Here is a 23,895-nt window from a genome sequence, read left to right as displayed (position 1 = left end):
GAGTAGGCCATGACGAACGCCGTGACGGACACCGCGACGAACGCGGTGACCAAGGCCGTGCACCACTGGATCGGTGGCAAGAGCGTCGAGGGCGCCTCGGGCCGCACCGGACCGGTCACCGACCCGGCGACCGGGGCCGTGACCACCCGGGTCGACTTCGCCTCCGTCGAGGAGGTGGACGCGGCGGTCGCCGCCGCCAAGGAGGCCTGGGCGAGCTGGGGGCAGTCCTCGCTCGCGCAGCGCACCACGGTCCTCTTCAAGTTCCGCGCGCTGCTCGACGCGCACCGCGACGAGATCGCCGAGCTGATCACCGCCGAGCACGGCAAGGTGCACTCGGACGCGCTCGGCGAGGTCGCGCGCGGCCTGGAGATCGTGGACCTGGCCTGCGGGATCACCGTGCAGCTCAAGGGTGAGCTGTCCACGTCCGTGTCGAACCGCGTGGACGTGGCCTCGATCCGCCAGCCGCTGGGTGTCGTCGCGGGCATCACGCCCTTCAACTTCCCGGCGATGGTGCCGATGTGGATGTTCCCGCTGGCCATCGCCTGCGGCAACACCTTCGTGCTCAAGCCCAGCGAGAAGGACCCCTCGGCCTCCCTGAAGATCGCCGAACTGCTCGCCGAGGCGGGTCTGCCGGACGGCGTCTTCAACGTGGTGCACGGCGACAAGGTGGCCGTCGACCGCCTCTTGGAGCACCCGGACGTGGCCGCCGTCTCCTTCGTCGGCTCCACCCCGATCGCCCGCTACATCCACACCACCGCCTCCGCCAACGGCAAGCGCGTCCAGGCGCTCGGCGGCGCGAAGAACCACATGCTGGTGCTGCCCGACGCCGACCTCGACGCGGCCGCCGACGCCGCGGTCTCCGCCGCCTACGGCTCGGCGGGCGAGCGCTGCATGGCGATCTCCGCGGTGGTGGCGGTCGGCTCCAGCGGTGACGAGCTGGTCGACAAGATCCGCGAGCGCGCCGAGAAGATCAAGATCGGTCCGGGCAACGACCCGTCCTCCGAGATGGGCCCGCTGATCACGGCGGCACACCGCGACAAGGTCGCCTCGTATGTGCACGGCGCCGAGGCGCAGGGCTGTGAGGTCGTCCTCGACGGCACGGGCTACACGGTCGAGGGCCACGAGGACGGCCACTGGATCGGCCTCTCGCTCCTCGACCGCGTACCGGTCACCTCCGACGCGTACAAGGACGAGATCTTCGGCCCGGTCCTGTGCGTGCTGCGGGCCGAGACCTACGAGGAGGGGCTGGCCCTCATCAACGCCTCGCCCTTCGGCAACGGCACCGCGATCTTCACCCGCGACGGCGGCGCGGCCCGTCGCTTCCAGCTGGAGGTCGAGGCCGGCATGGTCGGCGTCAACGTCCCGATCCCGGTCCCCGTCGGCTACCACAGCTTCGGCGGCTGGAAGGACTCCCTCTTCGGCGACCACCACATCTACGGCAACGACGGCACGCACTTCTACACCCGCGGCAAGGTCGTCACCACCCGCTGGCCGGACCCGGCGGACGCTCCCTCCGGCGTCGACCTCGGGTTCCCGCGCAACCACTGAGCCACTGCCCGTCAGGCAGGCGGGTGCAGGAGTTCCGTCGCCGCTGTGACGACCGCGGTCGTCACAGCGGCGAGGGGTGGAGTGTCGAGCTTCCACTGCTGCCAGTACAGCGGTACGTCCAGGTGCCGGCCCGGCGCCAGCTCGACGAGGGTGCCCGTATCGAGCAGCGGGACCGCCTGGATGTCCGGGACCAGGCCCCAGCCGAGGCCCGCGGCGACCGCGTCGCGGTAGCCCTCGGAGGCGGGGACATAGTGCCGGAGCGGTCCGGCCTGCGCGCGGCCGCGGGTCAGGCGGCGCACGAAACGGTCCTGCAGTTCGTCGCGCCGGTCGTAGACCACCACCGGTGCCCGGGGCAGCCGGCGCGAGAGCGGTCCCGGCAGCAGATGCCGGTCCCTGAACTCCGGTGTCGCCACCGGCAGATACCGGGCCCGCCCCAGCGGTCGCACCGTGCAGCCCGCCACCGGCTCCGCAGAGGAGGTCACCGCCGCCATCACCCGGCCCTCGCGCAGCAGCGCCGCCGAGTGCCCCTCGTCCTCGCGCAGCAGCTCGAAGCAGACCGGCGGGTGCTGCGGCATCCGGGTCAGGGCGGGCAGGAACCAGGTGGCCAGGGAGTCCGCGTTCACGACGACGGGAAGCCGCGCCGCCGTCCGGGAGGCGTCGTCGCCTCCGCCGCCGCCGTCGTCGTCCGCGAGCCCGAGGTCCAGCCGGGCCGCCTGTTCGAGTGCCGCGAGCTGCCGCGCGAAACGCACCACCACCTCGCCCGATTCGGTCGGCCGGATCGGCTTGGTGCGGGTCAGCAGCACCCGGCCGGTGCGCTGTTCCAGCGCCTTGATGCGCTGGCTGACCGCGGACGGGGTCAGGTGCAGGGAGGCGGCGGCCGCGTCGAAGGTGCCCTCGTCGACGGCGGCGAGGAGGGTGCGGACCAGATCGTGGGGCAGTTCCATGGCCGTCCTCCACCATCCCTTCGATCCCGTCGGTCATTAGCTGTGCTGAAGCAGCCTAAGAAACTTTAGCTGTACTGATGCCTCGAAGGTCCCTAGCTTCGAAGCCATGAACAGCGGACTCCTCCCGGCCGTCGGCGCCGGCTTCGGCACCGGCCTCTCCCTGATCGTCGCCATCGGCGCCCAGAACGCCTTCGTGCTGCGCCAGGGAGTGCGCGGGCAGGCCGTGCTCCCCGTCGTCGCCATCTGCGCCGCTTCCGATGTCGTCCTGATCGCCCTCGGCGTGGCGGGGCTCGGCGCGGTGGTCACTGCATGGCCCGCGGCGCTGACGCTGGTCGGCCTGGCGGGCGGCGCGTTCCTGCTCGCGTACGGAGCCCTCGCCGCCCGGCGAGCCCTGCGCCCGGCCGAGGCGGGGCAGGGGCAGGGGCAGGGACAGGGGTTGACGACGGAGGGGGCGGGTACCCGGTCCATCAAGGCCGCGGTCCTCACCTGCCTGGCGCTGACCTGGCTGAACCCGCATGTCTACCTGGACACCGTGCTGCTCCTCGGCTCGGTCGCCGCGGAACGCGGGGACCTGCGCTGGGTGTTCGGGATCGGCGCGATGCTGGGCAGCCTGGTGTGGTTCGTGGCCCTCGGCTACGGCGCGCGGCTGCTCAGCGGGGTCCTCGCCCGGCCCACGGCCTGGCGGATCCTCGACGGACTCGTGGCGGCGATGATGCTCACGCTTGGCGGGATGCTGCTCCTGCGCGCGCTGTGAGATCTCCCGGGCGCGCTGTGAGACCTCCTGCGCGCGCCATGACGCCTCTTGCGCGCGCCATGAAGCCTCTTGCGCGCGCCGGGCGTCGCGACGGGGCAAAGGTTCCCTGATGCGGCACTAGCCGCCGAACTCCCAGGTCAGCACCGCACACACCCCGTCGTCCTTCGCCCCGGTCGCGCGGTAGGTCGCAAGCGCCCCCTCGTTGTCCGTGTCGACGGGAACCCACATGTCGTAGCAGCCCCGCTCGCGGGCGAGCGAGGCGAGTTCGGTGATCAGGGCGGTGGCGATACCTCTGCGGCGGTACGCGGACTCGACGCCCAGTTCGTACAGGCACATCTCCACGCCCTTGTCCGGGTGGTGGATCTCGATGCCGGTGATGAAGCCGACCGGGCGTCGCCCGCCGGGCTCGTCCTCGTAGGCGAAGAACATGTGGTGGCCGCCCGCGGCGAGGAAGCCGTGGGTGGCGTCCTCAAGGGGCGGGCCGTCGAAGAGGTGGGCGGCGGCTGTCACCTGGTCAGGCTCGGTGGCGCGGCGGATGTCCATTCCTCATCCGTATCACGGGAGTTGGGCGCGCGGGGTGTTCTGCGCAGTCGTGCGCGCAGACGTGTGCGCAGGCGCCGCCACGCGGCGCGCGGCCCGCCGGCGCGGCGGACCCGGCGGGTGGCCCAGACGAGCAGCAGCAGGCCGAGCAGGGCGAGCAGCGCCGGCCAGGGGAGGGCGAGGAAGGAGGTCCGGGCGGTGGCCTTCGGGACCTCGGGCCGGTCGAAGGCCCCGGCCGTCACCTTGAGCGTGACCCGGTCGAACTGCGGTGTGCTGGCCCAGGGTTCGGTGAGTTCGACGCGCTGGCCCGGCAGCAGTTCCGTCTTCAGGGCGCGCGGGCGCTGCGTGAGGACATCGCGGCCGAAGAGGCCTTCCGCGGTGAGCTGGACCGTCGGCCGGATGCGTACGTTGCCGTGGTTGACGAGGACGTAGCGGACCGTGGCCTTCGCATCGGAGGTCCAGGGCAGCAGCGGTGCGCTGCGCTCGACCGAGACGGACTCCACCAGGAGCGCCGGCGCCTCGGGCCCGTTCACCCGCAGATACATCCGCGCGCCCACCGAACGCTGCACGCCCACCCGTACGTTGTCCTCCTCGCGGACGCTCTCCACCTCGGTGTTGAGCGCCACGATCCCGCCGATGTGGTCGCCCGGCGAGGCGTCGTCGGGGACCTTCAGACGGAACGGGATGTCGACGCGCTGGTGCGGCCGCACGGTGATCGTGGTGTCCCGGGCGGCGTCCTCCGCGCCCAGTTCGATCCAGGTGCCCACGTCCTTCGGTTCCTGCTGTACGGGGAGCAGCGCGAATGCGCCGCCCCTCGGGGTGTTCATCGCGTCGGTCGCGAACACCCGGAACGTCAGCTCCTTGTCCGAGGTGTTCGCCACCGTCACGCTGTCCTCGATCTCCGCGCCCGGATCGGCCGCGTGCGCGAAGTACTCGCGCCCGCGCGTGTCCGAGCCCGCGGGCGGGGTGGGGAACACCGCCCACGTACCGTTCTCCGCGGCGCGGGCGTCCTGCGGCGGTCCGGTCAGCGCCAGGAGCAGGCCGGCCACTGCGGCCACGATCCACGCGTACGGTCTGGGCATGCCTGCTCCAAGCGGGAGTTGCGGTGTCGGGCGGGGAAGTGTGGTGTCGGGCGGACCGGTTGCGGTGTCGCCGGCGTCGCCGGCGTCGCCGGTGTCGGGTGAGAGCGGGTGGTGCGGGGTGCGCCCGGAGGGCATCCGGCCGGGCAGCACCCCGCACCGTGGTGCGGTCGGTACCTCGGTGGGCCGGTTACGCCATGGAGAACGTGACGACCGACTGGTAGCTGTCCGCGAACATGAACGGCGGCAGCGTCAGCGAGGCTCCGCCGCCGACCTCGAACTCGCCGCCGGTCAGCTCCTCACCGCCGGGCGCCTGCGAGGCGACCTGCATCGGGGTGTCCGTGACCGCTCCGGCCGCGCCCACCGTGCAGGTGCTCGGGCTGTCCGGGTTGGTCACGGTGCAGGTCGGCGCCATGGAGAGCGTCGCCGTGGGCATGGCGTGGCCGGTGTCCGTGTTGAGGAACGGCGTCCGTGTCGCGGTCACGTCCCAGCCGAGGCTGCCACCGCGGAAGTCCTGCACGGCGGCGGCGTTGAACGTGCCGTTCACCGTCTGGGCCTTGCCGTTGATGGTGACCGAGCCCAGGTCGAGCGCGGGGAGGCCCTCGGCGGGACCGAGTGCCAGGGCGCCGGGCAGCACCTCGATGTCGACGGGGTGCGGCACGCCCTCGATGGGAGTCACCCATACGAAGGCCTTGCCCGCCGTGTCATTGATGCGGACGTTGTCCGCCTTGGTGGTCACGGTCAGCGTGCAGCTCGCGTTGCCCGCCGCGTCCGCCGTGCCCGTACCGGTGTCCGTGTCGACACCCGCGAGCGAGGCGGTGCAGGTGACCGGGCCCGGATCGAAGTTGACGCCCGTGGCCGTGACATCCGTGCCGGGGCCGCCGTTGTTCGGGGTCAGCTTGGTCGTGGTGGGCACGGTCGGGACCGGGATCTGGTTGGTGACCGCCGAGACCATCGGGGCGTTGGCCGTGCAGACCGTCTCCTGCTTGCCCAGCGCCGGGTTGATGATGTCGGTGATCGTCAGCGAGGAGTGGATCAGCCAGTCGATGCTGCCCGGGGAGGCGCTCGCCGGGATGGTGACGGGCGCGTTGTTGGTCCACGGCAGGATCGTCGGCTCCTCGTTCGCCGCGACGGTCTGCTGAGGCTGGACGTCACCCGTGACCGTCACCGTCGTACCCGCCGGGATGCCCGTGTTGGCGAGCTCGAACGTGACGGACGGGGTCATCGTCAGATCGACCTGGAGCGGCACCGCGACGCCGGTCGGCGAGGGTGTCACCGTGATCGAGCCGGCCGGCAGGACATCACCGGGCTGCACCTCGTCCGGCACCTCGACGGTGTACGTGGAGTCCATGTCCCGCGGGTTGGGTGACGGGGAGCCCGGCGGCAGGGTGCAGTGCATGGAGGCGGTGGCGGTGCCCTCGACGGCGGCCGCCGGGCCCGCGAGCCCCACGACCCCCGCTCCCACGGCGAGGGCCAGCGCTCCCACGCAGGCCGGAATGCGTTTACGGATGGTTCTCACTTGTTGGTGCCCCCTTGGACAGAGATATCCGGTTGCGCGTACGCAGTTGCGGCCGTACGCGATCACAGGAGCTGTCGGTCCCGGGGGTGGAGTCGCTTACATTGGGGACCGGCACTCCTGTGCCGACGGACCGGCCGCCCTTGACCTGTTGGCGCGGGAAAGGGTGGCCGGTTTCTGGTGTTCTGTTGTGGTGTGCAGGTATTTCCGCGGTGCGGCTCGGTGCGGTCGTCGCATTAGCGCGCCCGGTGCCCGAGATGTCAATGACATGTGAAGGCTGCCCGACACAGCTTTTGACGGCCCATCAGAACTGCTGGCGCTCCCCTTCCGGAATGCCGGTAATGCGTCGAGTAAGGTGCGCCTTATCCGGCCTGTTTCCGATGGACCGCCGCGTACTGCGTCTGCGGTATGCCGGGCACGCCGCGTACGTCCACGGGAGGCCGGTGGATTCGGTCCGGCGGCGGCCGCGGTTGTCACAGGCGCCGCTTAGGCTCGTACGCATGGATCTTCGACTGCCCCGGCTCAGGCCCCGGCCCGGGCCCCGGCTCCGGCTCCGGCGCGAGGGCGCCGTGCCGGGCCCGCGCGCCCGGTCGCGCACCCGCCGGTTCGCCGCCGTGGGCGCCGTCCTCGCGCTGCTCGCCGGCGCCGGGGTGTGGACGGCGGTGGCCGCCGACGACAAGCCCGCCGTGCACCGCAGCGAGCGGGTGCTCGCCATGCACGGGGCACGGATCGACACCTCGTACTTCACCGCGGGCGATGCCTCGGTGAAGCGGCCCGCCGTGCTCATCGGACACGGCTTCGGCGGCAGCAAGAAGGACGTACGGGCGCAGGCCGAGGAGCTCGCGCGCGCGGGCTATGCGGTCCTGACCTGGTCGGCGCGCGGCTTCGGCGAATCCACCGGGAAGATCGGGCTGAATGATCCGCAGGCCGAGGTCGCCGATGTCTCCGCGCTGATCGACTGGCTCGCCGAGCGCCCCGAGGTGCGGCTCGACAAGAAGGGCGACCCGCGCGTCGGCGTCACCGGAGCCTCGTACGGCGGCGCGGTCTCGCTGCTCGCCGCGGGACACGACCCCCGCGTGGACGCCATCGCCCCGATGATCACGTACTGGAACCTGGCGGACGCGCTGCTGCCCGAGGGCGTCTTCAAGAAGCTGTGGGCGGGGATCTTCGTCTCCACCGGCGGCGGCTGCGCGAACTTCGAGCAGGCCCTGTGCGAGATGTACCAGCGCGTCGCGGTCGCCGGGAAACCGGACGCGGCGGCCCGCGAACTCCTCGCCGAGCGCAGCCCCTCCGCCGTCGGCGAGCGGATCAAGGTGCCCGCACTGATCCTGCAGGGCCAGACCGACTCGCTCTTCCCGCTCGGCCAGGCCGATGCGATGGCGAAGACGATCGGGGACAACGGCGCCCCGGTCGCCGTCGACTGGATCGCCGGCGGCCATGACGGCGGCGACCTGGAGACCGCGCGGGCGCAGGCACGCGTGCACAACTGGTTCGACCGCTATCTGAAACAGGACGAGAGCGCCGACACCGGCCCCGCCTTCCGAGTGACCCGCACCGGGGGAGTGGACTCCACCGACGGGCGGGCCCGGCTGCGAGGCGCCACCGACGGCCAGTACCCGGGCCTTGCCTCGGGGCTGCGCAGGATCGAGCTGGCCAAGGGCACCAGGTCCCTGCAGAACCCGGCGGGTGCCGGCCCGCCCGCGATCTCCACCGTGCCCGGCCTCGGCGGCGGGCTCGGACAGCTCTCCTCGCTCGGCCTCGGCGGGCTCTCCCTCGACTTCCCCGGCCAGTTCGCGGCCTTCGACTCCGAACCGCTGAAGCAGGACCTCCGGATCACCGGTGCGCCCACGGCACGCGTGCGCGTGCAGTCCGACAGCGGCGAGGCGGTGCTCTTCGCGAAGGTCTACGACGTGGCGCCGGACGGAGACCGGCAGGTGCTGCCCGCCCAGCTCGTCGCACCACTCCGCGTCACCGGCGCCGAGGACGGCAAGGAGGTGCGGCTCACCCTCCCGGCGATCGACCACGAGGTGCAGGCGGGGCACAGGCTGCGCCTCGCCGTCTCCTCCACCGACCTCGGCTATGCCTCACCCGCCGAGCCCGCCACCTACGAGGTGACGCTGCTCGACGACCTGAGCGTGCCCACCGCGCCCGGCCTGCGCACCGAAGCGGCTGCCCTGCCCGCCTGGGTGTGGTTGCTGCCGCTCGCGGGCGTGGTGCTCGCGGCCGGACTGTTCCTGAGCGCCCGACGCCGCGCGGCCGCCCCGCCCGCCGATCCCGCACTTGCCGAAGTGCCGCTGCAGATCACCGCACTGAGCAAGAAATACGGCAAGTCCGAGCGGTATTCGGTACGGGAGCTGAGCTTCCGCGTCGAGCAGGGCCAGGTGCTCGGCCTGCTCGGGCCCAACGGCGCGGGCAAGACCACCACGCTGCGCATGCTCATGGGCCTGATCACCCCCGACGGCGGCGAGATCCGCGTCTTCGGGCACGCCATCCGGCCGGGCGCCCCGGTGCTCTCCCGCGTCGGCGCCTTCGTCGAGGGCGCCGGATTCCTGCCGCATCTCGGCGGCCGCGAGAACCTGGAGCTGTACTGGGCCGCGACCGGCCGCCCCGCAGGGGACGCCCACATCGAGGAGGCCCTGGAGATCGCCGGGCTCGGCGACGCCCTCGCGCGCGCCGTGCGCACCTACTCGCAGGGCATGCGCCAGCGCCTCGCCATCGCCCAGGCCATGCTCGGCCTCCCTGACCTCCTGATCCTCGACGAGCCGACCAACGGGCTCGACCCGCCGCAGATCCGCGAGATGCGTGAGGTGATGATCCGTTACGCGGCCGGCGGACGCACCGTCATCGTCTCCAGCCATCTCCTCTCCGAGGTCGAACAGTCCTGCACCCACCTGGTCGTCATGGACCGGGGGCAGCTCGTGCAGGCCGGGCCGGTCGCCGAGATCACCGGCTCCGGCGAGACGCTGCTCGTGTCCACCGATGAGCCGGTCGGCGAGGCGCTCGCCGAGAAGATCGACGCCCTGCCCGGCATCGGCTCGGCGGTCCGCACCGAGGGCGGACTGCTCGTACGGCTCGACGGCGCGAGCGTGCCGGAGCTGCTCGCCGAACTCCTGCGCCTCGACATACCGGTGACCGGAGTCGGACCGCACCGGCGGCTCGAGGACGCCTTCCTGAACCTGATCGGAGGCTCGGCATGAGCACAACGACGGACCCGGCGCCGGGCGAGGCGAGCGGGCCCGCGCAGCGCACCACCGCCGTCGCCGTGCCGCCGGCCGGGACGGGCGAGTCCGCCCCCGGCTACCGGCCCGGACGCACCCTGCCCTTCCGGGTGGAGGCGCTGCGCCAGCTCAAGCGGCGCCGCACGCTCGTGATGGGCGCGGTGCTCTCCGCGCTGCCGTTCATCCTGGTCGCGGCCTTCGCGATCGGCGGCACCCCCGACGGGAACGCCGAGCGCGGCCCGACCCTGATGCAGACCGCCACCGAGTCCGGCGCGAACTTCGCGGCGACCTGCCTCTTCGTCTCGGCCGGGTTCCTGCTCGTGGTGCCCGTCGCACTGTTCTGCGGCGACACCGTGGCCTCCGAGGCAAGCTGGTCGTCGCTGCGCTATCTGCTCGCCGCGCCCGTGCCGCGGGCCCGGCTGCTGTGGAGCAAGCTCGCCGTGGCGCTCGCGTTCAGCGCGGCCGCCATGGTGCTGCTGCCGCTCGTGGCACTCGCGGTCGGCACGGCCGCCTACGGCTGGGGGCCGCTGCAGCTGCCGACCGGCGGCGGGATCGGCGCGGGGGACGCGGCCGGACGGCTGCTCATCGCCACCGGGTATGTCTTCGTCTCCCAACTCGTCACCGCGGGGCTCGCGTTCTGGCTCTCCGTCAAGACCGACGCACCGCTCGGCGCGGTCGGCGGCGCGGTGGGTCTGACCATCGTCGGCAATGTGCTCGACGCCGTCACCGCGCTCGGCGACTGGCGCGATGTGCTGCCCGCGCACTGGCAGTTCGCGTGGATCGACGCGCTGCAGCCGGAGCTGGACTGGGGCGGGATGGCGCAGGGCGCGGCCGTGTCGGTGACGTATGCCGTCGTCCTGACGGCGCTCGCCTTCCGGGCGTTCTCCCGGAAGGACATCGTGTCCTGAGACCGCTGCCGGGCGGCCGGTCGCCGTAGATCGCCACCGGGGCACGGTCGCCGTGCACCACCGGGGCGCATTCGCCGTGGGGCGCCACCGGCCCGCGGTCGCCGTAGACCGTTACCGCGCCGCGATCGTCGTTACCGGCCCGCGATCGATGTTGCCGCTTCGCAACTGTTCCGCAACCGGCCGGACCGCACGTTCCGCCCACCCCCTACGTCACAGTCAGCAGGAAAGCTCGACAAGGGGGTAGTTGAATGGGACGGCTGCGGATCAGGACGGGCGCGCTCGCCCTGGTGATGGCCGGGGCGATGCTCGCCACCGGCTGCGGAAGTGGAGCGGACGGCAGCAACCGGGGCGTCAAGGAGGGGGGCGGCAGGCAGGACAGCGCGCCCATGCCCGCGCCCGATCAGCCGCGCGGTGCCGAAGGGGCGCGGGGGGACGAGGCGAGCGACGACGTCCTGCCGCCCAAGAAGGCGGACTACCTCTCCACGTTCGCACTCGACGTGGACACGGCCTCGTACGGCTACGCCCGTCGCTCCCTCAAGGAAGGGCGGCTGCCGCGGCCCGCGAACGTACGGCCCGAGGAGTTCGTCAACAGCTTCCGGCAGGACTACGAACGGCCCGACGGCGACGGGTTCTCGGTGACCGTGGACGGCGCCCGCACCCACGAGAAGGACTGGTCCCTGCTACGGGTCGGCCTCGCCACGCGCGGGAGCGACGGCGAGCGGCGCCCGCCCGCGGCGCTCACCTTCGTCGTGGACATCTCCGGCTCCATGTCCGAACCCGGCCGGCTCGACCTCGTGCGCGACTCCCTCGGCCTGATGACCGACCGGCTGCGGCCCGACGACCGGGTGGCCATCGTGACGTTCAGCACCAGGGCCGAGACGGTGCTGGGGATGACCCGGATCGGCGGCAACAAGGGCCGGATCCACGATGTGATCGACGGCCTCGAACCCGCCAACTCGACGAATGTCGCCGCCGGGGTGCAGGCGGGCTACGACACCGCCGTCGAAGGCAAGGTGCGCGGCTCCACCAACCGTGTCGTGCTGCTCTCCGACGCGCTCGCCAACACCGGTGAGACCGATGCGGACGCGATCCTGGAACGCATCCAGGACGAGCGCGAGGAGCACGGGATCACCCTGTTCGGGGTGGGCGTCGGCAGCGACTACGGCGACGAGCTGATGGAACAGCTCACCAACAAGGGCGACGGCCACACCACGTACGTCTCCGACATCACCGAGGCCGAGCAGGTCTTCTGCAACGACCTGCCCGCCAACATCGAGCTGGTGGCACGCGACGCCAAGGCGCAGGTCGCCTTCGACCCGCAGACCGTCCGGCAGTTCAAGCTGATCGGCTACGAGAACCGGATGGTCGCCGACGAGGACTTCCGCGACGACCGCGTCGACGGCGGCGAGGTCGGCCCCGGGCACACGGTCACGGCGCTGTACGCGGTACGGCTGCGTCCCGGGGCCGACAGCGGCCATGTGGCGACGGCGAGCGTGCGCTGGCTCGACCCCGAGAGCCGCACCCCGCACGAGGAATCGCAGCAGATCGAGGCGGGCGCGCTCGGCCGGTCCCTGTGGGGCGGCGGCACGGATGACGGGCTGCAGGTCGCCGCGGTCGCCGGGTACTTCGCGGACGGGCTGCGCGCGGAGTCCGGCTACCGGCCGTGCCAGTCGGACAGCGCGTGTGAGCAGGGCGGCGAGGCCGGCGCGCCCCCGCGGGACGGGGCCCTTCCGGGCGCCCCCTCCCTGACGGAACTCGCCGCGAAGGCCGCCCGGCTTGCCGCGTCGACCGATGACCCGGCGGTGCGCGACCTCGCCACCGCCATCGACCAGGCCTGCGGCCTCCTGGGCCTGCCCACCCTGCCCGGCCCGGCATCGGGGACCGGCGAACCCGAAGGGGAGCTGTAGGAGTCGGCCCGGGGTCCGGGGCACCGGCCCCGGACCCCGGGCCGCCGCGCAACGTGCCGTGGGCCCCACCGGTGGCCGGGGGTGGGGGCGTCGGCGCACAAGACCCAGCCGCCGCGGAGCGGTGGAGCCCGGCGCCTCCGAACCGTACGCCGGAGGCGTTGAAAATCCGCTACGCGCGGGTAAGTTGACCCGTGCGTAAGGAACTCGGCAGCAGCGGCACACCACCACGGAGCCGACCATGGGCGTACGCAAGGACCTCCGGCGGGCGAAGCAGCGCAGTGATCTGGCGGCGAGGGCCCGCACCGAACTCATCCGCGAGGGCGTAACGGTGCGCGAGGCGCGCACGCCCGCCCTCGCGGCCGCCGAGCAGAGCGGCAGTTGCGTCGCGGACATCCCCTTCACCAACGCGCGCGAGGACCCCGAAGCCGTCGTGCTCCGCCGCAAGGAGGGCGGCCGGTGGCGGCCGGTGACCGCCCGCACCTTCGCGGACGAAGTCACCGCGGCCGCCAAGGGGCTGATCGCCACGGGCCTCGAACCCGGCGGCCGCGTCGCCCTGATGTCCCGTACCCGCTACGAGTGGGCTGTCCTCGACTTCGCGATCTGGGCGGCGGGCGGCCAGAGCGTCCCCGTCTACGCCACCTCCTCCGCCGAGCAGATCGCCTGGATCGCCGAGGACTCCGGCGCCCGTTTCGTGATCGCCGAGACCGCGGAGAACGCCGCGACCGTCCGCAGCGCCGTCGGCGAGCAGGCCCGCGTCCGGGTGCTCGACGAGGGCGCCGTTGCCGAACTCGCCGCCGAGGGCCGCGAGATATCCGACGAGGAGGTCGAAGCCCGCCGCGCCGCCCTCACCCCCGGCACCATCGCCACCCTCTGCTACACCTCGGGAACCACCGGCCGCCCCAAGGGCTGTGTCCTCACCCACGGCAACCTGCACGCGGAGGCCGCCAATACGGTCGAGCTCCTGCACCCGGTCTTCAAGGAGGTCACCGGCCAGACCGCCTCCACCCTGCTCTTCCTGCCGCTCGCCCACATCCTGGGCCGCTCCCTCCAGATCGCCTGCCTGCTCGCCCGGATCGAGATCGCGCACTGCCCGAGCATCAAACCCGAGGAGCTGCGCCCCGAACTCCGCTCCTTCCGCCCCACGTTCATCGTCGGCGTCCCCTACCTCTTCGAGAAGATCCACGACACAGGACGCGCCACCGCCGAGAAACTCGGCCGCGGCGCGTCCTTCGAGCGCGCGGACCGGATCGCGGTGCGCTTCGGCGAGGCGTATCTGCGCAAGTTCCTCGGCACCGGCAAGGGGCCCTCGCTCGGCACGTACCTCGCCTGGGGCCTCTACGACCTTCTCGTCTACCGCCGTATCCGCAAGGAGCTCGGCGGCCGGCTGCGCTACGCGATCAGCGGCGGCTCCCCGCTCGACGACCGCCTCAGCCTCTTCTTCTACGCGGCCGGCATCATCATCTACGAGGGGTACGGCCTCACCGAGACCACCGCGGCCGCCACCATCACCCCGCCGCTCAGCCCGCGCCCCGGCACCGTCGGACTGCCCGTACCGGGCACGGCCGTGCGGATCGCCGACGACGGCGAGGTGCTGATCCGCGGCGGCATCGTCTTCGGCTCGTACTGGAACAACGCAGAGGCTACGGACGAGGTCCTGGACGACGGCTGGTTCGCGACCGGCGATCTCGGCGCCCTCGACGAGGACGGCTATCTGCGGATCACCGGCCGCAAGAAGGACATCCTCGTCACCACCGGCGGCAAGAACGTGGCCCCCGCCGTTCTGGAGGACCGGCTGCGCAGCCGCCCGCCGGTCGGCCAGTGCCTGGTCGTCGGCGACAACCGCCCGTTCGTCGGCGCGCTGATCACCCTGGAGCCGGACGCGGTCGCCCACTGGCTCTCCGTACGGAAGATGCCGGCCGATACCCCGCTCGCCGAGGTCATCCGTGACAAGCGCATGCTCGCGGATGTCCGGAAGGCCGTGGACTACGCCAACGAGGCGGTCTCGCGCGCCGAGTCGATTCGGGCGTTCCGCCTGGTCGAGGGCGAGTTCAGCGAGGAGAACGGGATGCTCACGCCGTCGATGAAGGTGAAGCGGAGTGCGGTGACGGCGACGTACGAGAAGGAGATCGAGGAGCTGTACCAGGGGCGCTGACCGCACCGGGAGCCGGTGTCGAACTCCGCTCCGGGCCCGGCAACGGCTTCTTGCGGACGCCGGTGAGGTGGGCGTACACGACGGTGTTCGCCTCGTAGCCGCCCGGGCTGCCCGGACCGTTCGCGCCGGGCGGCCGGTAGGCGCCGGCGCAGGTGATGAGGCGCAGTTCCGGGCGGCCGGTGGTGCCGTACACCTCGGTGTCAGGGAAGGCGTCGCCGTCGTGCGTCCGTACGTCGTACACCGTGAAGACCGCGGTGCGGCCGTCCATGCGGTCGACCTCGACGGTGTGGCCGGGGCCGAGCTGCGAGAGGTGGTAGAAGACCGCGGGGCCGTTCGCCGAGTCGTAGTGCCCGACGGCCAGCGCCGTGCCGGCCGCACCCGGCGTCGTGCCTCGCTGGTACCAGCCGGCCAGCTGCGGGGTCAGCGGCGAGGGGGCGCCGAGCGAACCGTCCGGCAGCACGTCCAGGCCGACCAGCGAGGACTCCACGCCGAGCACCGGGATCCGGATGCCCAGTGGCGTCGAGGACTCCAGCGCAGGGATCCCTTTCGTCTGCTGCTTCCCGGCGGGCGCCCGCACGGCGAGCCGCGGCTGCGTCTCGACGGCATCGGCATGCCGCACCCCCTCGGCCGCGAACCACGACCCGACCAGGACGGCGAGCGCGGTCATACCGGCGAGCGGGGCCTTGATACCGGGGAGACCCGGGATCCGGTGACGGCCGGAAGCCTGGTGACGGCCGGAGGGCCGGTGGCGGCCGGAAGCCTGGTGACGGCCGGAAGTCCGGTGACGGCCGGAGGGCCGGTGGCGGCCGGGTGCGGGCATGGGTCACCTTCGCAGGGCGTACGGGGATGCTGGTCCGGGTCGTACGGGCGCGCCCTCGCCCACGGGCAGGGCGCGCGGCCGAGGAGTACGCCGCTACGCGCCCCCGCGAGCCGCCGTGGCGCGGCGGTTGCGGCGGCGGATCAGGAGCGCGCCGCCCACCCCGGCCGTGACGGCGGCGGTCGCGCCGCCCGCGATCTGCGCCGAGGTGTCGACCCGCTCGGGCGCACCGCCGCCGAGCCCGGCCGCGACCTGGCCCTGCGGAACGACATCGGGACGCGCGGTGGGCGTGGTCACGGGCGCGGGGACGGTCGGGCGAACCGTCGGGCTCGTACGGGGTGTGGTGCTGGGCGAGGCGGTGGCGCCGCCCGAGATGGTGACGCGCTGCGAACCGGCCGCGTCACCGCCGCTGCACACCACGGCCACCGTGTAGCTGCCGGGCCGCACCCCGGTCCACGTGGCCGAGCCTTCCGTGAGCCTGGCCTGCTGACCGCTGGCGAAGCTGCTGCTGCCCCCGCCGATCAGGGAGGCACGGCCGCCCTTCGTGCAGGCCTTGGTGGTGGCCTTCACGGTGGAGCCGTCGACGGTCACCTTGATCCCGGCGGAGTTGCCGCCCGCCACCGGTTTCGTCGCCCGCTCGCCTTCCTCGGGCGCCTCCTTCGGCAGCAGCGTCAGCGCGGCGCCGCCCGCGAGCACCGCGAGCGCTACGACCGGGGCTGCTGTGAGGACGGTCCGTCGCAAGTTCCGCTGCTTCCGCATGCGTATGCCTCCCGGGAACCCGGGCCGACGGCACCCTGCCCTGCCGCCGTGACTGCCTGATGCCCGCGCTCCATCCCCTGGAGCCAAGTGGCTGCGGGGCCGGACCGCATGCGGGAAGGCCCCCGGGCCGGGCGAGCGGGTGACGGGCTGCTCCGTACGGCTGACACGCGGCCGACGCACGGCCGACGCACGGCCGACGCACGGCCGACGCACGACCGACGTGCGCAGGGCGCGGGCTGGAGCCGTGCGGAGAGCGGGCCGGAGGCAGGGCGCCCGGCACCCCGAGGAAGCAGCCGACGTGAACCGCCGAGTTCACCTGAACGGCGCGCACCGATCGCCGTCGTCCCACGTCCGGGTTCTGCTGAGCAGCACGAGACCTGGAGGTGGGCGCCGTGCCGGACGAACCGGAACAGCAGGGCGCGGGCGATGAGGCGCAGGAGCTCGAACGGCTTCGTGCGAGGGTCGCCGCCCTCGAAGCCGGACAGGCGGCCGGAAGTGAATCCGGGCAGGAATCCGGGCAGGAGGCCGGGAGCGGCCGCCCCCGGCACCGCGGTCGGTCCCTGCTCGCGACCGTCCTCATCGTCCTCGGCTGTCTGCTCGCCCCGCTCGGCGTCGTCTCGGCCTGGACCGCCGATGTCATCGGCGACACCGACCGCTACGTGGACACGGTGCAGCCGCTGGCCTCCGACCCTGATGTGCAGGACGCCGTCGCGGCCCGCGTCACCGATGCCGCGATGGACCACATCGATCTGGACGATCTCCTCGCCTCGCTCACCGACGAGGAACGCCCGCTCGCGGACAAGGCCCTGGGCAAGCTCGGCGACTCGCTCGAAGGCGCCGTACGCAGCTTCGTGAACGACAAGGCACACGACGTCGTCGCCTCCGACGCCTTCGAAACGCTGTGGACCGGCCTGAACCGCAGGGCGCACGCCGCCGTGAACAAGGCCCTCACCGGCGAGGGCGGCGGCGCGGTGGAACTCGGCGACGACGGCGCCGTCACCGTCGACCTCGCGCCCGTCGTCGAGCAGGTCAAGCAGCGGCTCGTCGACTCCGGCCTGAGCATCGCCGAGCAGATCCCCGAGGTGCACACCGAATTCGAGGTCGCCCGGTCCGAGGACATCACCAAGGCCCGTACCGGCTTCCGGCTGCTCCAGCTGGCCGGCAACTGGCTGCCGGTCATCGCCCTGCTCCTCGTGGCCGCCGGGGTCCTGCTGGCCCGCAGCCGCCGCCGCGCCGTGGTCACGGCCGCGCTGTGCGTCGCCGTCGCGGTGGGCCTGCTCGGGATCGCGCTCACCGTCTTCCGGCCGGTGTATCTGGACGCGCTGCCCGCGGGTGTCTCACAGCCCGCGGCCGGTTCCGTCTACGACGCGCTGACCCGGTTCCTGCGGACGACCGTGCGGATGGTCGTCGCCCTCGGCATCGTCGTGGCTCTCGCTGCCTGGCTGACCGGCAAGGGGCGGCGGGCCCTCCTCGTACGGAACCTGTGGTCCTCGGGCATCGGCGCAGCACGCGGCACCGCGGACCGCGCGGGCTTGAACCTCGGCGCGTTCGGCACCTGGGTCGCCGCCCACCGCAGGTGGATCGTCCGGGCGCTCGTCGCGGCCGCCGTCCTGACGTATCTGCTCTGGAGCCACCCCACGGGCTGGGTGGTCCTCGGTCTCGCGCTCGCCCTGCTCTTCGCGCTGGCCGTCGTGGACTTCCTGGCCGGACCGAAACCCCCCATTCCCGACCCCTCACGAAGGAGCACGTCATGACCACCCTCGCCGTCGACTACCCCATCCTCAACCTGTTCTGGACCATGCTCCTGCTGTTCCTGTGGGTGCTCTGGTTCTTCCTGCTCTTCAAGATCATTGTCGACATCCTGCGCGATGACGACCTCAGCGGCTGGGGCAAGGCGGGCTGGCTGACCTTCACGATCCTGCTGCCGTTCCTCGGCGTCCTCGTCTACGTCATCGTCCGCGGCAAGTCGATGGGCGAGCGGGACGTCGCGCAGGCCAAGAAGTCGGAGGCGGCGTTCAAGGAGTACGTGCGCGAAGCAGCAGGCCCCCAGGGCGCCGGACCCTCCAGGGCCGACGAACTCGCCAAGCTGGCGCAGCTCAAGGAGAGCGGCGCGCTGAGCGAGGCGGAGTTCGCCAAGGCCAAGGAGAAGTTCCTCTCCTGAGCTCGCTTCAGAGGCTGTTGTCAAACCCCTCTCCGGGCCCGAGTGGCCTGATCCGAAGCGGGGTTTGACAACAGCCCCTCAGGACCCGACGAACAGGCGGGAGCGACGCCTTGGACTCCGACGCGCAGCAGCCCACCGCTCCGGGCCAGGGCCCGACCGGTCGGGGCTCCACGGGCCGGGGCTCCACGGGCCGGGGCTCCACCGACCAGGGATCCACCGACCAGGGCCCCGCCCTGCTGCGCAGCACGCTGCTCAGCCCGGGCTACCTGAGGCTGCTGCTGCTCTGCGCGCTGATCGGCATCCCCGTCGCCCTCGCCTGCTTCGCCTTCCTCACCGCGAACCACGAGATCCAGCACGCCGTCTGGGAGGAACTCCCGGACGCGCTCGGCTACGAGCAGGCCCCCTGGTGGTGGCCGCTGCCCGCCCTGCTCATCGCCGGGCTGATCCTCGCACCCGTCATCACGAGGATGCGCGGCCACGGCGGCCATGTCCCCGTGCACGGCCTGGGCGGCGCGCCGATCGGTCCGGCCGATCTGCCCGGCGTGGTGCTCGCCGCGCTCGCCGCCCTGCCGCTCGGTGTCGTCCTAGGCCCGGAGGCGCCGCTGATGGCGATCGGCGGCGGGCTCGCGGTCTTCGGCGTACGCGCCTTGAAACAGCAGGGCCCAGGGGCCGCCAAGGCACCGATGCTGCTCGCCACCGCCGGATCGACCGCCGCGATCTCCAGCATTTTCGGCGGTCCCGTCATCGCCGCCGTCCTCGTCGTCGAGGGCGCCGGGCTCGGCGGTGCGGCGCTCGTGGTCCTGCTGCTGCCCTGTCTGATCGCCAGCGCCACCGGCGCGCTGGTCTTCACCGGCTTCGGCGACTGGACGGGCCTGTCCATCGGCGCTCTGTCGCTGCCGAAGGTGCCGCCGGACATGACCCCGGACGCCGGCGACTTCCTGTGGGGCATCCCGCTGGCCGCCCTGATCGGCCTCGGCATCGGACACCTGCGCAGCCTCGGCTACGTCGTCGAACGCTGGGTGAACCGGCGCGCGGCGAGCCGTATCGTCCTGTGCGCCCTCGCGGTCGGCGTCCTGCTCGCGGCGTACGGCCTGCTCACCGACCGTTCCCCCGAAGAGGCCGCGCTCTCCGGCCAGTCCATGCTCGGCGCGCTTGCCGCGGACCCGCACCACTGGTCCGTCGGCACGCTGCTGCTGCTCTTCCTCCTCAAAGGCATCGCCTGGACGATCTGCCTCGGAAGCTTCCGCGGCGGCCCGATCTTCCCGGCCGTCCTGCTCGGCGCCGCGCTCGGCATCGCCTGCTCGGGCCTGCCCGGCCTCGGCACCACACCGGCGCTCGCCCTCGGCATGGCGGCGGGCGCCGCGGTCGTCACGGGCCTGCCGCTGAGCAGCGCGGTCCTGACGGTGCTTCTGATCGGCGACGACGCGTACGATCAGATGCCGCTGATCGTCACCGCGGTCGTGGTCGCCCTGCTCGCCGCGCAACTGGTGCCCCGACGCGACGACGTGGTGCGTGCACCGGACGCCAACTGACCCGCCTGTTCCCCGCCTCCCCGCTCACTCCTTCGCAGTCCCCTTCTCCGGCCCTGTTCGGCGTCGAGGATCTCAGGTGTGCACCAGCGTGACCTCGGTCGCCTTGATGCTGGTGTACACGGAGGTGCCCTCGGCGAGCCCGAGTTCGGCCGCGGCCTGCGGGGTGATCTCCGCGACGAGGTCGGGTGAGGGGCCGCAGGCCTCCCCGGTTTCCCCAGCCTCCCCGGTGCCGCCGCCGACCAGGACGCGCAGGCGGCTGCCCAGCGCCGTGATCTCCCGGACCCTCCCCGGCCAGACGTTGCGGGGACTGCCCTCGGGCCGCTGCCGGTGCAGCGAGACCGCCTCGGGCGCGATGATCGCGAGCACCGGCGCACCGGCCGCCGGCGGATCGGCCACCACCAGCCGCCCGCCCCCCGCCAGCCGCAGCGTGCCGTCCGTACTCCCGGTCCCGGCAAGGGCGTTACGGCCCAGCATCCGCGCCACCCACGGCGAACGCGGATGCCGGCTGACCTCGGCGGGCGAGGCGTCCTGCAGCGTACGGCCGTCCTCAAGGACGAGCACCCGGTCGGCCAGCGACACCGCCTCGACCGGATCATGCGTGACGATCAGACAGACCCCGGGGAAGTCGGCCAGGTGCGTGCGCAGGGTGTGGCGGACCTGCGCGCGGGTGGTCTGGTCGAGGGCCGCGAGCGGCTCGTCGAGCAGGAGCAGGCGCGGGTCAGGTGCCAGCGCCCGCGCCAGGGCGACCCGCTGGGCCTGCCCGCCGGAGAGCTCGTGCGGCCTGCGGTGGGCGAGGTGTCCGACGCCGAGCCGGTCGAGCCACTCCTGCGCCCGCCGACGGGCCTGCGCCCGCCCGGTCCCCTGGGCGCGCAGCCCGTAGGCCGTGTTGGCGAGCGCGCTCAGATGCGGGAACAACGCTCCCTCCTGCGGCACCCAGGCCACGCCCCGCCGGTGCGGGGGCAGAGCGCTCACGTCCAGGTCATTGAGCCGCAGCTCGGCGTGGGCGCGGGGAGTGAGCCCGAGCAGGGCACGCAGCAGGGTGGTCTTCCCGGCGCCGTTCTCGCCGACGACGGCGATGGTGGTGCCGGGGTCCGCGTCCAGGGCGAGCTGGTTGAAACCGGTGACTTCGGCGTGCAGCGGCCAGCGCTCGCGCACTGCCGCGGGGGCGGAGGCAGAGACTCCGGCCGCGGCGGCGCCCGCGGCGTCGGCGTCCACGGCGTCCGCGGCGTCGGCGTCCGCCGCTCCCGTACGGAAGCCAGGGCCCGTACGGAAGTCAGGGCCCGTACGGAAAGGTCTACGGGAGCGCCGCCGCACCCCGCCCGCCGCCGTACGGTCCGCCGTTCCGCCACCCGTCCACCGTCCGCGCAGCGCGATCAGTACGCCCATCGCGATGGCGAGCAGCAGCAGCGAGACGGAGGTCGCGGCCTGAGGCCGGTCCTGGAGCAGGAGATAGACCTGCAGTGGCAGCGTCTGTGTGGTGCCAGGCAGGTTGCCCGCGAAGGTGATCGTCGCACCGAACTCGCCGAGCGCCCGCGCCCAGGTGAGTGCGGCCCCCGCGGCGAGACCGGGCGCGACCATCGGCAGTGTCACGGTGAGGAACACCCGCAGCGGCGAGGCCCCGAGCGATCCCGCGGTCTCCTCGTACGCAGGCCGCAGCCCCGCGAGCGCGCCCTCCAGGCTGATCACCAGGAACGGCATCGACACGAACGTCGCAGCGATCACCGCACCGGCCGTGCTGAACGGCAGCACGATGCCGAAGCTGTCCTCCAGCCACGGCCCGAGCAGCCCGCGCCGCCCGAACCCGAGCAGCAGCGCCACCCCGCCGACCGTCGGCGGCAGAACCATCGGCAGCAGCACCAGCGAGCGCACCAGCGCCTTCCCGCGGAACTCGACCCGCGCGAGCAGCCACGCCAGCGGTACCCCGAGGAGCAGTGACAGACCCAGCGCCCAGAAGGAGACGTACAGCGAGAGCCGGAGCGCCTCGGTGACACCCGGGCTGGTCAAGTGACCGGCGAGCTCGCCCCATTGCGTACGCGAGAGGATGCCCGCGAGCGGCAGCAGCAGAAAGGCGATGGCGAGCAGTGCGGGAGCCGCCAGGGTCACGGGGGCCCGGCGACCGGACCGCGCGTGGGCGCGCTTCGAGGCGCTCATCGCGCTTCGCTTCGCGGTTCTTTTAGCCGTTCCCTTGGCGGTTCTCTTGGCGGTGCTCTTCATCGCGTGGTTCCTAGGCCTTCTGGAAACCGGCGTCCGTGAGGATCTTCTGCGCCTCGTCGGAGCCCAGCCACTTCACGAACTCCGCGGCGGCCTCGGCGTTCCGGGAGGTCCTGAGCGCGGCGGCCGGGTAGTCGGTGATGGCGTTCTGCGCGTCCGGGACGGCCACGCCCTGGGCCTTCCCCCCGGCGGCGGCGAGATCCGTCTCGTACACGATCCCCGCATCGGCCTCGCCGAGCGCGACCTTGGAGAGCACGGCCCGCACGTTCGGCTCGTGCGAGACCGGTTTCACCGCGAGGTCCTGCCGGTCGAGCACCTGCCGACTGTAGCGGCCGACGGGCACTTCGGGCGCGGCGAGCACGACCCTCAGGTCGTTCCTCGTGAGGTCCCCGATCCCTTCGACGCCCTTCGGATTGCCCTTGCCGACCGCGATGACCAGTCGGTTCCTGGCGATGACCGCCGGGTCCCCGGTGTCGGCCCGTACGTCGTCCATCACGTCGTCCATCGTCTTCCGGTTGGCGGTGACCAGCACATCGGCCGGCGCACCCTGCTTCACCTGGGCGGCAAGCTCCTGCGAACCGGCGAAGGAGAACGTCACCGTCGTCCCCGGGTGCGCCTTCTCGTATACGGCGCCCGCGGTTTCGAAGACATCGGTGAGCGAGGAGGCGGCGAGCACGGTCAGCCCGGTCCCCGAGGCATCCCCGTCACCGCTCCCGCCCGCCCCGCCGCATCCGGCGAGCGGCACGAGAACGGCGGCGGTCGCCAGCGCGGCGGCGAACCGGCGGCGGGTCTGCAGGTGGGACATGGGGTGCTCCTTGCTCAGGCCGCTCAGACGCGGTCGATATGTACGTTCGTCGACTTGACCCGAGCGGTGGCCCGCATCCCGACCTCGAGCCCCAGCTCCTCGACCGCTTCCCTGGTCAGCAGCGACACGAGCCGGTGCGGGCCCGCCTGGATCTCCACCTGCGCCGCCACATCGCCGAGCTTCACGGCGGTGACGATGCCCGGGAAGGCGTTCCGGGCAGAGGTGTACAAGCCCTCGTCCTCGCCGCGACCGCCCTGGCCACCGGGCCCACCTGGTCCGCTCTGGCCTCCTTGGCCTCCTTGGCCTCCCTGACCTCCCTGCCCCCCTGGACCTCCCTGGCCGCCCTGCCCGACCTCGATCGCGAGGGCCGCCAGATCACGCCCGTCGATGAGGCGGCGCCCCGCCTCGTCGCGATGGGTGGTGACCCGTCCGGCGTCCGCCCACCGCCGGGCGGTGTCGGGGCTGACGCCGAGCAGCCGCGCTGCCTGGCCGATGGTGTAAGACTGCATATGCGCAAAGGTAAGGCTGATTTCCTGGCATCTGCAAGCAACTGTAGGGATATCCATGGCACATGCGGATCACATGGAGGAACCTCCGATGATCTACCCCGCCGGGCCGCGTCGTAGGCTGAGAGGGTGCGGAACTGGTGGCGGAGGCAGGGGTCGGTCGTGGCCGCCGTCGCGCTGGGAGGTGCCTGCGGTGCGACAGCCCGCCACGGAGCCTCCGTGCTGTGGCCGACCGCGCCCGGCGCCTTTCCGTGGACGACCCTGACGGTGAACGTGGCCGGGTGCGCGCTGATCGGTGTGCTGATGGTCGTCATCACCGATGTGTGGACGGCCCACCCGCTCGTGCGGCCGTTCCTCGGCACCGGGGTGCTCGGCGGCTTCACCACGTTCTCCACGTACGCGGTGGACATCCAGCACCTTCTCGACGCGGGCCAGGTCCGTACCGGCCTCGCGTATCTGGCACTGACACTGCTCGCGGCCCTCGCGGCGGTGTGGACGGCGGTCGCCGGGACGCGGCGCGTACTGGCGTGGAGGTGAA

Annotated in this window: 19 protein-coding genes; 10 read left to right on the top strand and 9 right to left on the bottom strand. The window is 72.6% G+C overall.

Features of this window, described 5'->3' with window-relative positions; genetic code table 11:
• The first annotated feature begins 45 nt into the window (after positions 1-45).
• The gene (gene mmsA, locus ACLF6P_RS13575) at positions 46-1,548 is read left to right on the top strand and encodes a CoA-acylating methylmalonate-semialdehyde dehydrogenase (protein WP_415950508.1); all 1,503 of its coding nucleotides are present in this window, start codon (positions 46-48) and stop codon (positions 1,546-1,548) included.
• Positions 1,549-1,559: 11 nt separating this feature from the next.
• Here mmsA and ACLF6P_RS13570 read toward each other — a convergent pair whose 3' ends face one another.
• Positions 1,560-2,492, bottom strand: coding sequence for a LysR family transcriptional regulator ArgP (locus tag ACLF6P_RS13570; protein WP_415950461.1), 933 nt, complete (start codon positions 2,490-2,492; stop codon positions 1,560-1,562).
• Positions 2,493-2,598: 106 nt separating this feature from the next.
• On the opposite strand from ACLF6P_RS13570, the gene ACLF6P_RS13565 reads away from it, so the two are divergent.
• Positions 2,599-3,246 carry a LysE/ArgO family amino acid transporter gene (locus tag ACLF6P_RS13565; protein ID WP_415950460.1) on the top strand — a complete coding sequence of 216 codons (648 nt, stop codon included), beginning with the start codon at positions 2,599-2,601 and terminating at the stop codon, positions 3,244-3,246.
• A gap of 117 nt (positions 3,247-3,363) precedes the next feature.
• Here ACLF6P_RS13565 and ACLF6P_RS13560 read toward each other — a convergent pair whose 3' ends face one another.
• The 3 genes from ACLF6P_RS13560 to ACLF6P_RS13550 form a co-directional block, all read right to left on the bottom strand.
• On the bottom strand, positions 3,364-3,756 hold the full coding sequence (locus tag ACLF6P_RS13560; RefSeq protein WP_415950459.1) for a GNAT family N-acetyltransferase: 393 nt from the start codon (positions 3,754-3,756) through the stop codon (positions 3,364-3,366).
• Positions 3,753-4,868: a WxL protein peptidoglycan domain-containing protein gene (locus ACLF6P_RS13555; protein WP_415950458.1), complete on the bottom strand. Its 1,116-nt coding sequence runs from the start codon at positions 4,866-4,868 to the stop codon at positions 3,753-3,755. Before ACLF6P_RS13555 ends, ACLF6P_RS13560 begins: the two co-directional genes overlap by 4 nt.
• Before the next feature lie 187 nt (positions 4,869-5,055).
• Positions 5,056-6,384: a hypothetical protein gene (locus ACLF6P_RS13550; protein WP_415950456.1), complete on the bottom strand. Its 1,329-nt coding sequence runs from the start codon at positions 6,382-6,384 to the stop codon at positions 5,056-5,058.
• Positions 6,385-6,881: 497 nt separating this feature from the next.
• Between ACLF6P_RS13550 and ACLF6P_RS13545 the strand changes: the two genes are divergently transcribed.
• From ACLF6P_RS13545 to ACLF6P_RS13530, 4 genes are all read left to right on the top strand, one after another.
• Positions 6,882-9,578 carry an alpha/beta fold hydrolase gene (locus ACLF6P_RS13545; protein WP_415950454.1) on the top strand — a complete coding sequence of 899 codons (2,697 nt, stop codon included), beginning with the start codon at positions 6,882-6,884 and terminating at the stop codon, positions 9,576-9,578.
• Entirely contained in the window at positions 9,575-10,507 is a 933-nt protein-coding gene (locus ACLF6P_RS13540; RefSeq protein ID WP_415950453.1) for an ABC transporter permease, read from the top strand. The genes ACLF6P_RS13545 and ACLF6P_RS13540 overlap by 4 nt, the downstream gene beginning before the upstream one ends.
• 248 nt (positions 10,508-10,755) lie before the next feature.
• Complete coding sequence (locus ACLF6P_RS13535; RefSeq protein ID WP_415950451.1) at positions 10,756-12,414, top strand: vWA domain-containing protein; 1,659 nt, start codon at positions 10,756-10,758, stop codon at positions 12,412-12,414.
• Positions 12,415-12,652: 238 nt separating this feature from the next.
• Positions 12,653-14,566: an AMP-dependent synthetase/ligase gene (locus ACLF6P_RS13530; protein ID WP_415950449.1), complete on the top strand. Its 1,914-nt coding sequence runs from the start codon at positions 12,653-12,655 to the stop codon at positions 14,564-14,566.
• On the opposite strand, the gene ACLF6P_RS13525 is transcribed toward ACLF6P_RS13530, so the two are convergent.
• Both ACLF6P_RS13525 and ACLF6P_RS13520 read right to left on the bottom strand, forming a co-directional pair.
• Positions 14,484-15,233: a class F sortase gene (locus ACLF6P_RS13525; RefSeq protein ID WP_415950447.1), complete on the bottom strand. Its 750-nt coding sequence runs from the start codon at positions 15,231-15,233 to the stop codon at positions 14,484-14,486. The two genes, ACLF6P_RS13530 and ACLF6P_RS13525, sit on opposite strands and share 83 nt — an antisense overlap.
• Positions 15,234-15,479: 246 nt before the next feature.
• Positions 15,480-16,142 carry a hypothetical protein gene (locus tag ACLF6P_RS13520; protein WP_415950446.1) on the bottom strand — a complete coding sequence of 221 codons (663 nt, stop codon included), beginning with the start codon at positions 16,140-16,142 and terminating at the stop codon, positions 15,480-15,482.
• Positions 16,143-16,534: 392 nt separating this feature from the next.
• On the opposite strand from ACLF6P_RS13520, the gene ACLF6P_RS13515 reads away from it, so the two are divergent.
• From ACLF6P_RS13515 to ACLF6P_RS13505, 3 genes are all read left to right on the top strand, one after another.
• Positions 16,535-17,896, top strand: a complete 1,362-nt coding sequence (locus ACLF6P_RS13515; RefSeq protein WP_415950445.1) for a hypothetical protein — start codon at positions 16,535-16,537, stop codon at positions 17,894-17,896.
• Positions 17,893-18,303: an SHOCT domain-containing protein gene (locus ACLF6P_RS13510; protein WP_415950444.1), complete on the top strand. Its 411-nt coding sequence runs from the start codon at positions 17,893-17,895 to the stop codon at positions 18,301-18,303. Before ACLF6P_RS13515 ends, ACLF6P_RS13510 begins: the two co-directional genes overlap by 4 nt.
• Positions 18,304-18,536: 233 nt before the next feature.
• Positions 18,537-19,835: a chloride channel protein gene (locus tag ACLF6P_RS13505; protein ID WP_415950507.1), complete on the top strand. Its 1,299-nt coding sequence runs from the start codon at positions 18,537-18,539 to the stop codon at positions 19,833-19,835.
• Positions 19,836-19,907: 72 nt separating this feature from the next.
• Here ACLF6P_RS13505 and ACLF6P_RS13500 read toward each other — a convergent pair whose 3' ends face one another.
• From ACLF6P_RS13500 to ACLF6P_RS13490, 3 genes are all read right to left on the bottom strand, one after another.
• Positions 19,908-21,986 carry an ABC transporter permease gene (locus tag ACLF6P_RS13500; protein ID WP_415950506.1) on the bottom strand — a complete coding sequence of 693 codons (2,079 nt, stop codon included), beginning with the start codon at positions 21,984-21,986 and terminating at the stop codon, positions 19,908-19,910.
• Positions 21,987-22,059: 73 nt separating this feature from the next.
• The gene (modA, locus tag ACLF6P_RS13495; RefSeq protein WP_415950443.1) at positions 22,060-22,851 is read right to left on the bottom strand and encodes a molybdate ABC transporter substrate-binding protein; all 792 of its coding nucleotides are present in this window, start codon (positions 22,849-22,851) and stop codon (positions 22,060-22,062) included.
• 23 nt (positions 22,852-22,874) lie between these two features.
• Positions 22,875-23,360 (bottom strand): TOBE domain-containing protein, encoded by a 486-nt coding sequence (locus ACLF6P_RS13490; protein WP_415950442.1) that lies wholly within the window; start codon positions 23,358-23,360, stop codon positions 22,875-22,877.
• 126 nt (positions 23,361-23,486) lie between these two features.
• On the opposite strand from ACLF6P_RS13490, the gene crcB reads away from it, so the two are divergent.
• Positions 23,487-23,894 carry a fluoride efflux transporter CrcB gene (gene crcB, locus ACLF6P_RS13485; RefSeq protein ID WP_415950441.1) on the top strand — a complete coding sequence of 136 codons (408 nt, stop codon included), beginning with the start codon at positions 23,487-23,489 and terminating at the stop codon, positions 23,892-23,894.
• The last annotated feature ends 1 nt before the right edge of the window (position 23,895 follow it).

The sequence above is a fragment of the Streptomyces lothianensis genome, from assembly GCF_047779955.1.
Lineage (GTDB): Bacteria > Actinomycetota > Actinomycetes > Streptomycetales > Streptomycetaceae > Streptomyces.
Note: the sequence above shows the minus strand (reverse complement) of the source record. Positions and strands in the feature narration are given on the sequence as shown.

Coding starts and splice junctions, on each gene's coding strand:
- ACLF6P_RS13570 (WP_415950461.1), bottom strand. CDS start 2,492: ATGGAACTGCCCCACGATCTGGTCCGCACCCTCCTCGCCGCCGTCGAC.
- ACLF6P_RS13565 (WP_415950460.1), top strand. CDS start 2,599: ATGAACAGCGGACTCCTCCCGGCCGTCGGCGCCGGCTTCGGCACCGGC.
- ACLF6P_RS13555 (WP_415950458.1), bottom strand. CDS start 4,868: ATGCCCAGACCGTACGCGTGGATCGTGGCCGCAGTGGCCGGCCTGCTC.
- ACLF6P_RS13545 (WP_415950454.1), top strand. CDS start 6,882: ATGGATCTTCGACTGCCCCGGCTCAGGCCCCGGCCCGGGCCCCGGCTC.
- ACLF6P_RS13540 (WP_415950453.1), top strand. CDS start 9,575: ATGAGCACAACGACGGACCCGGCGCCGGGCGAGGCGAGCGGGCCCGCG.
- ACLF6P_RS13535 (WP_415950451.1), top strand. CDS start 10,756: ATGGGACGGCTGCGGATCAGGACGGGCGCGCTCGCCCTGGTGATGGCC.
- ACLF6P_RS13530 (WP_415950449.1), top strand. CDS start 12,653: ATGGGCGTACGCAAGGACCTCCGGCGGGCGAAGCAGCGCAGTGATCTG.
- ACLF6P_RS13525 (WP_415950447.1), bottom strand. CDS start 15,233: ATGACCGCGCTCGCCGTCCTGGTCGGGTCGTGGTTCGCGGCCGAGGGG.
- ACLF6P_RS13520 (WP_415950446.1), bottom strand. CDS start 16,142: ATGCGGAAGCAGCGGAACTTGCGACGGACCGTCCTCACAGCAGCCCCG.
- ACLF6P_RS13510 (WP_415950444.1), top strand. CDS start 17,893: ATGACCACCCTCGCCGTCGACTACCCCATCCTCAACCTGTTCTGGACC.
- ACLF6P_RS13500 (WP_415950506.1), bottom strand. CDS start 21,986: ATGAGCGCCTCGAAGCGCGCCCACGCGCGGTCCGGTCGCCGGGCCCCC.
- modA (WP_415950443.1), bottom strand. CDS start 22,851: ATGTCCCACCTGCAGACCCGCCGCCGGTTCGCCGCCGCGCTGGCGACC.
- ACLF6P_RS13490 (WP_415950442.1), bottom strand. CDS start 23,360: ATGCAGTCTTACACCATCGGCCAGGCAGCGCGGCTGCTCGGCGTCAGC.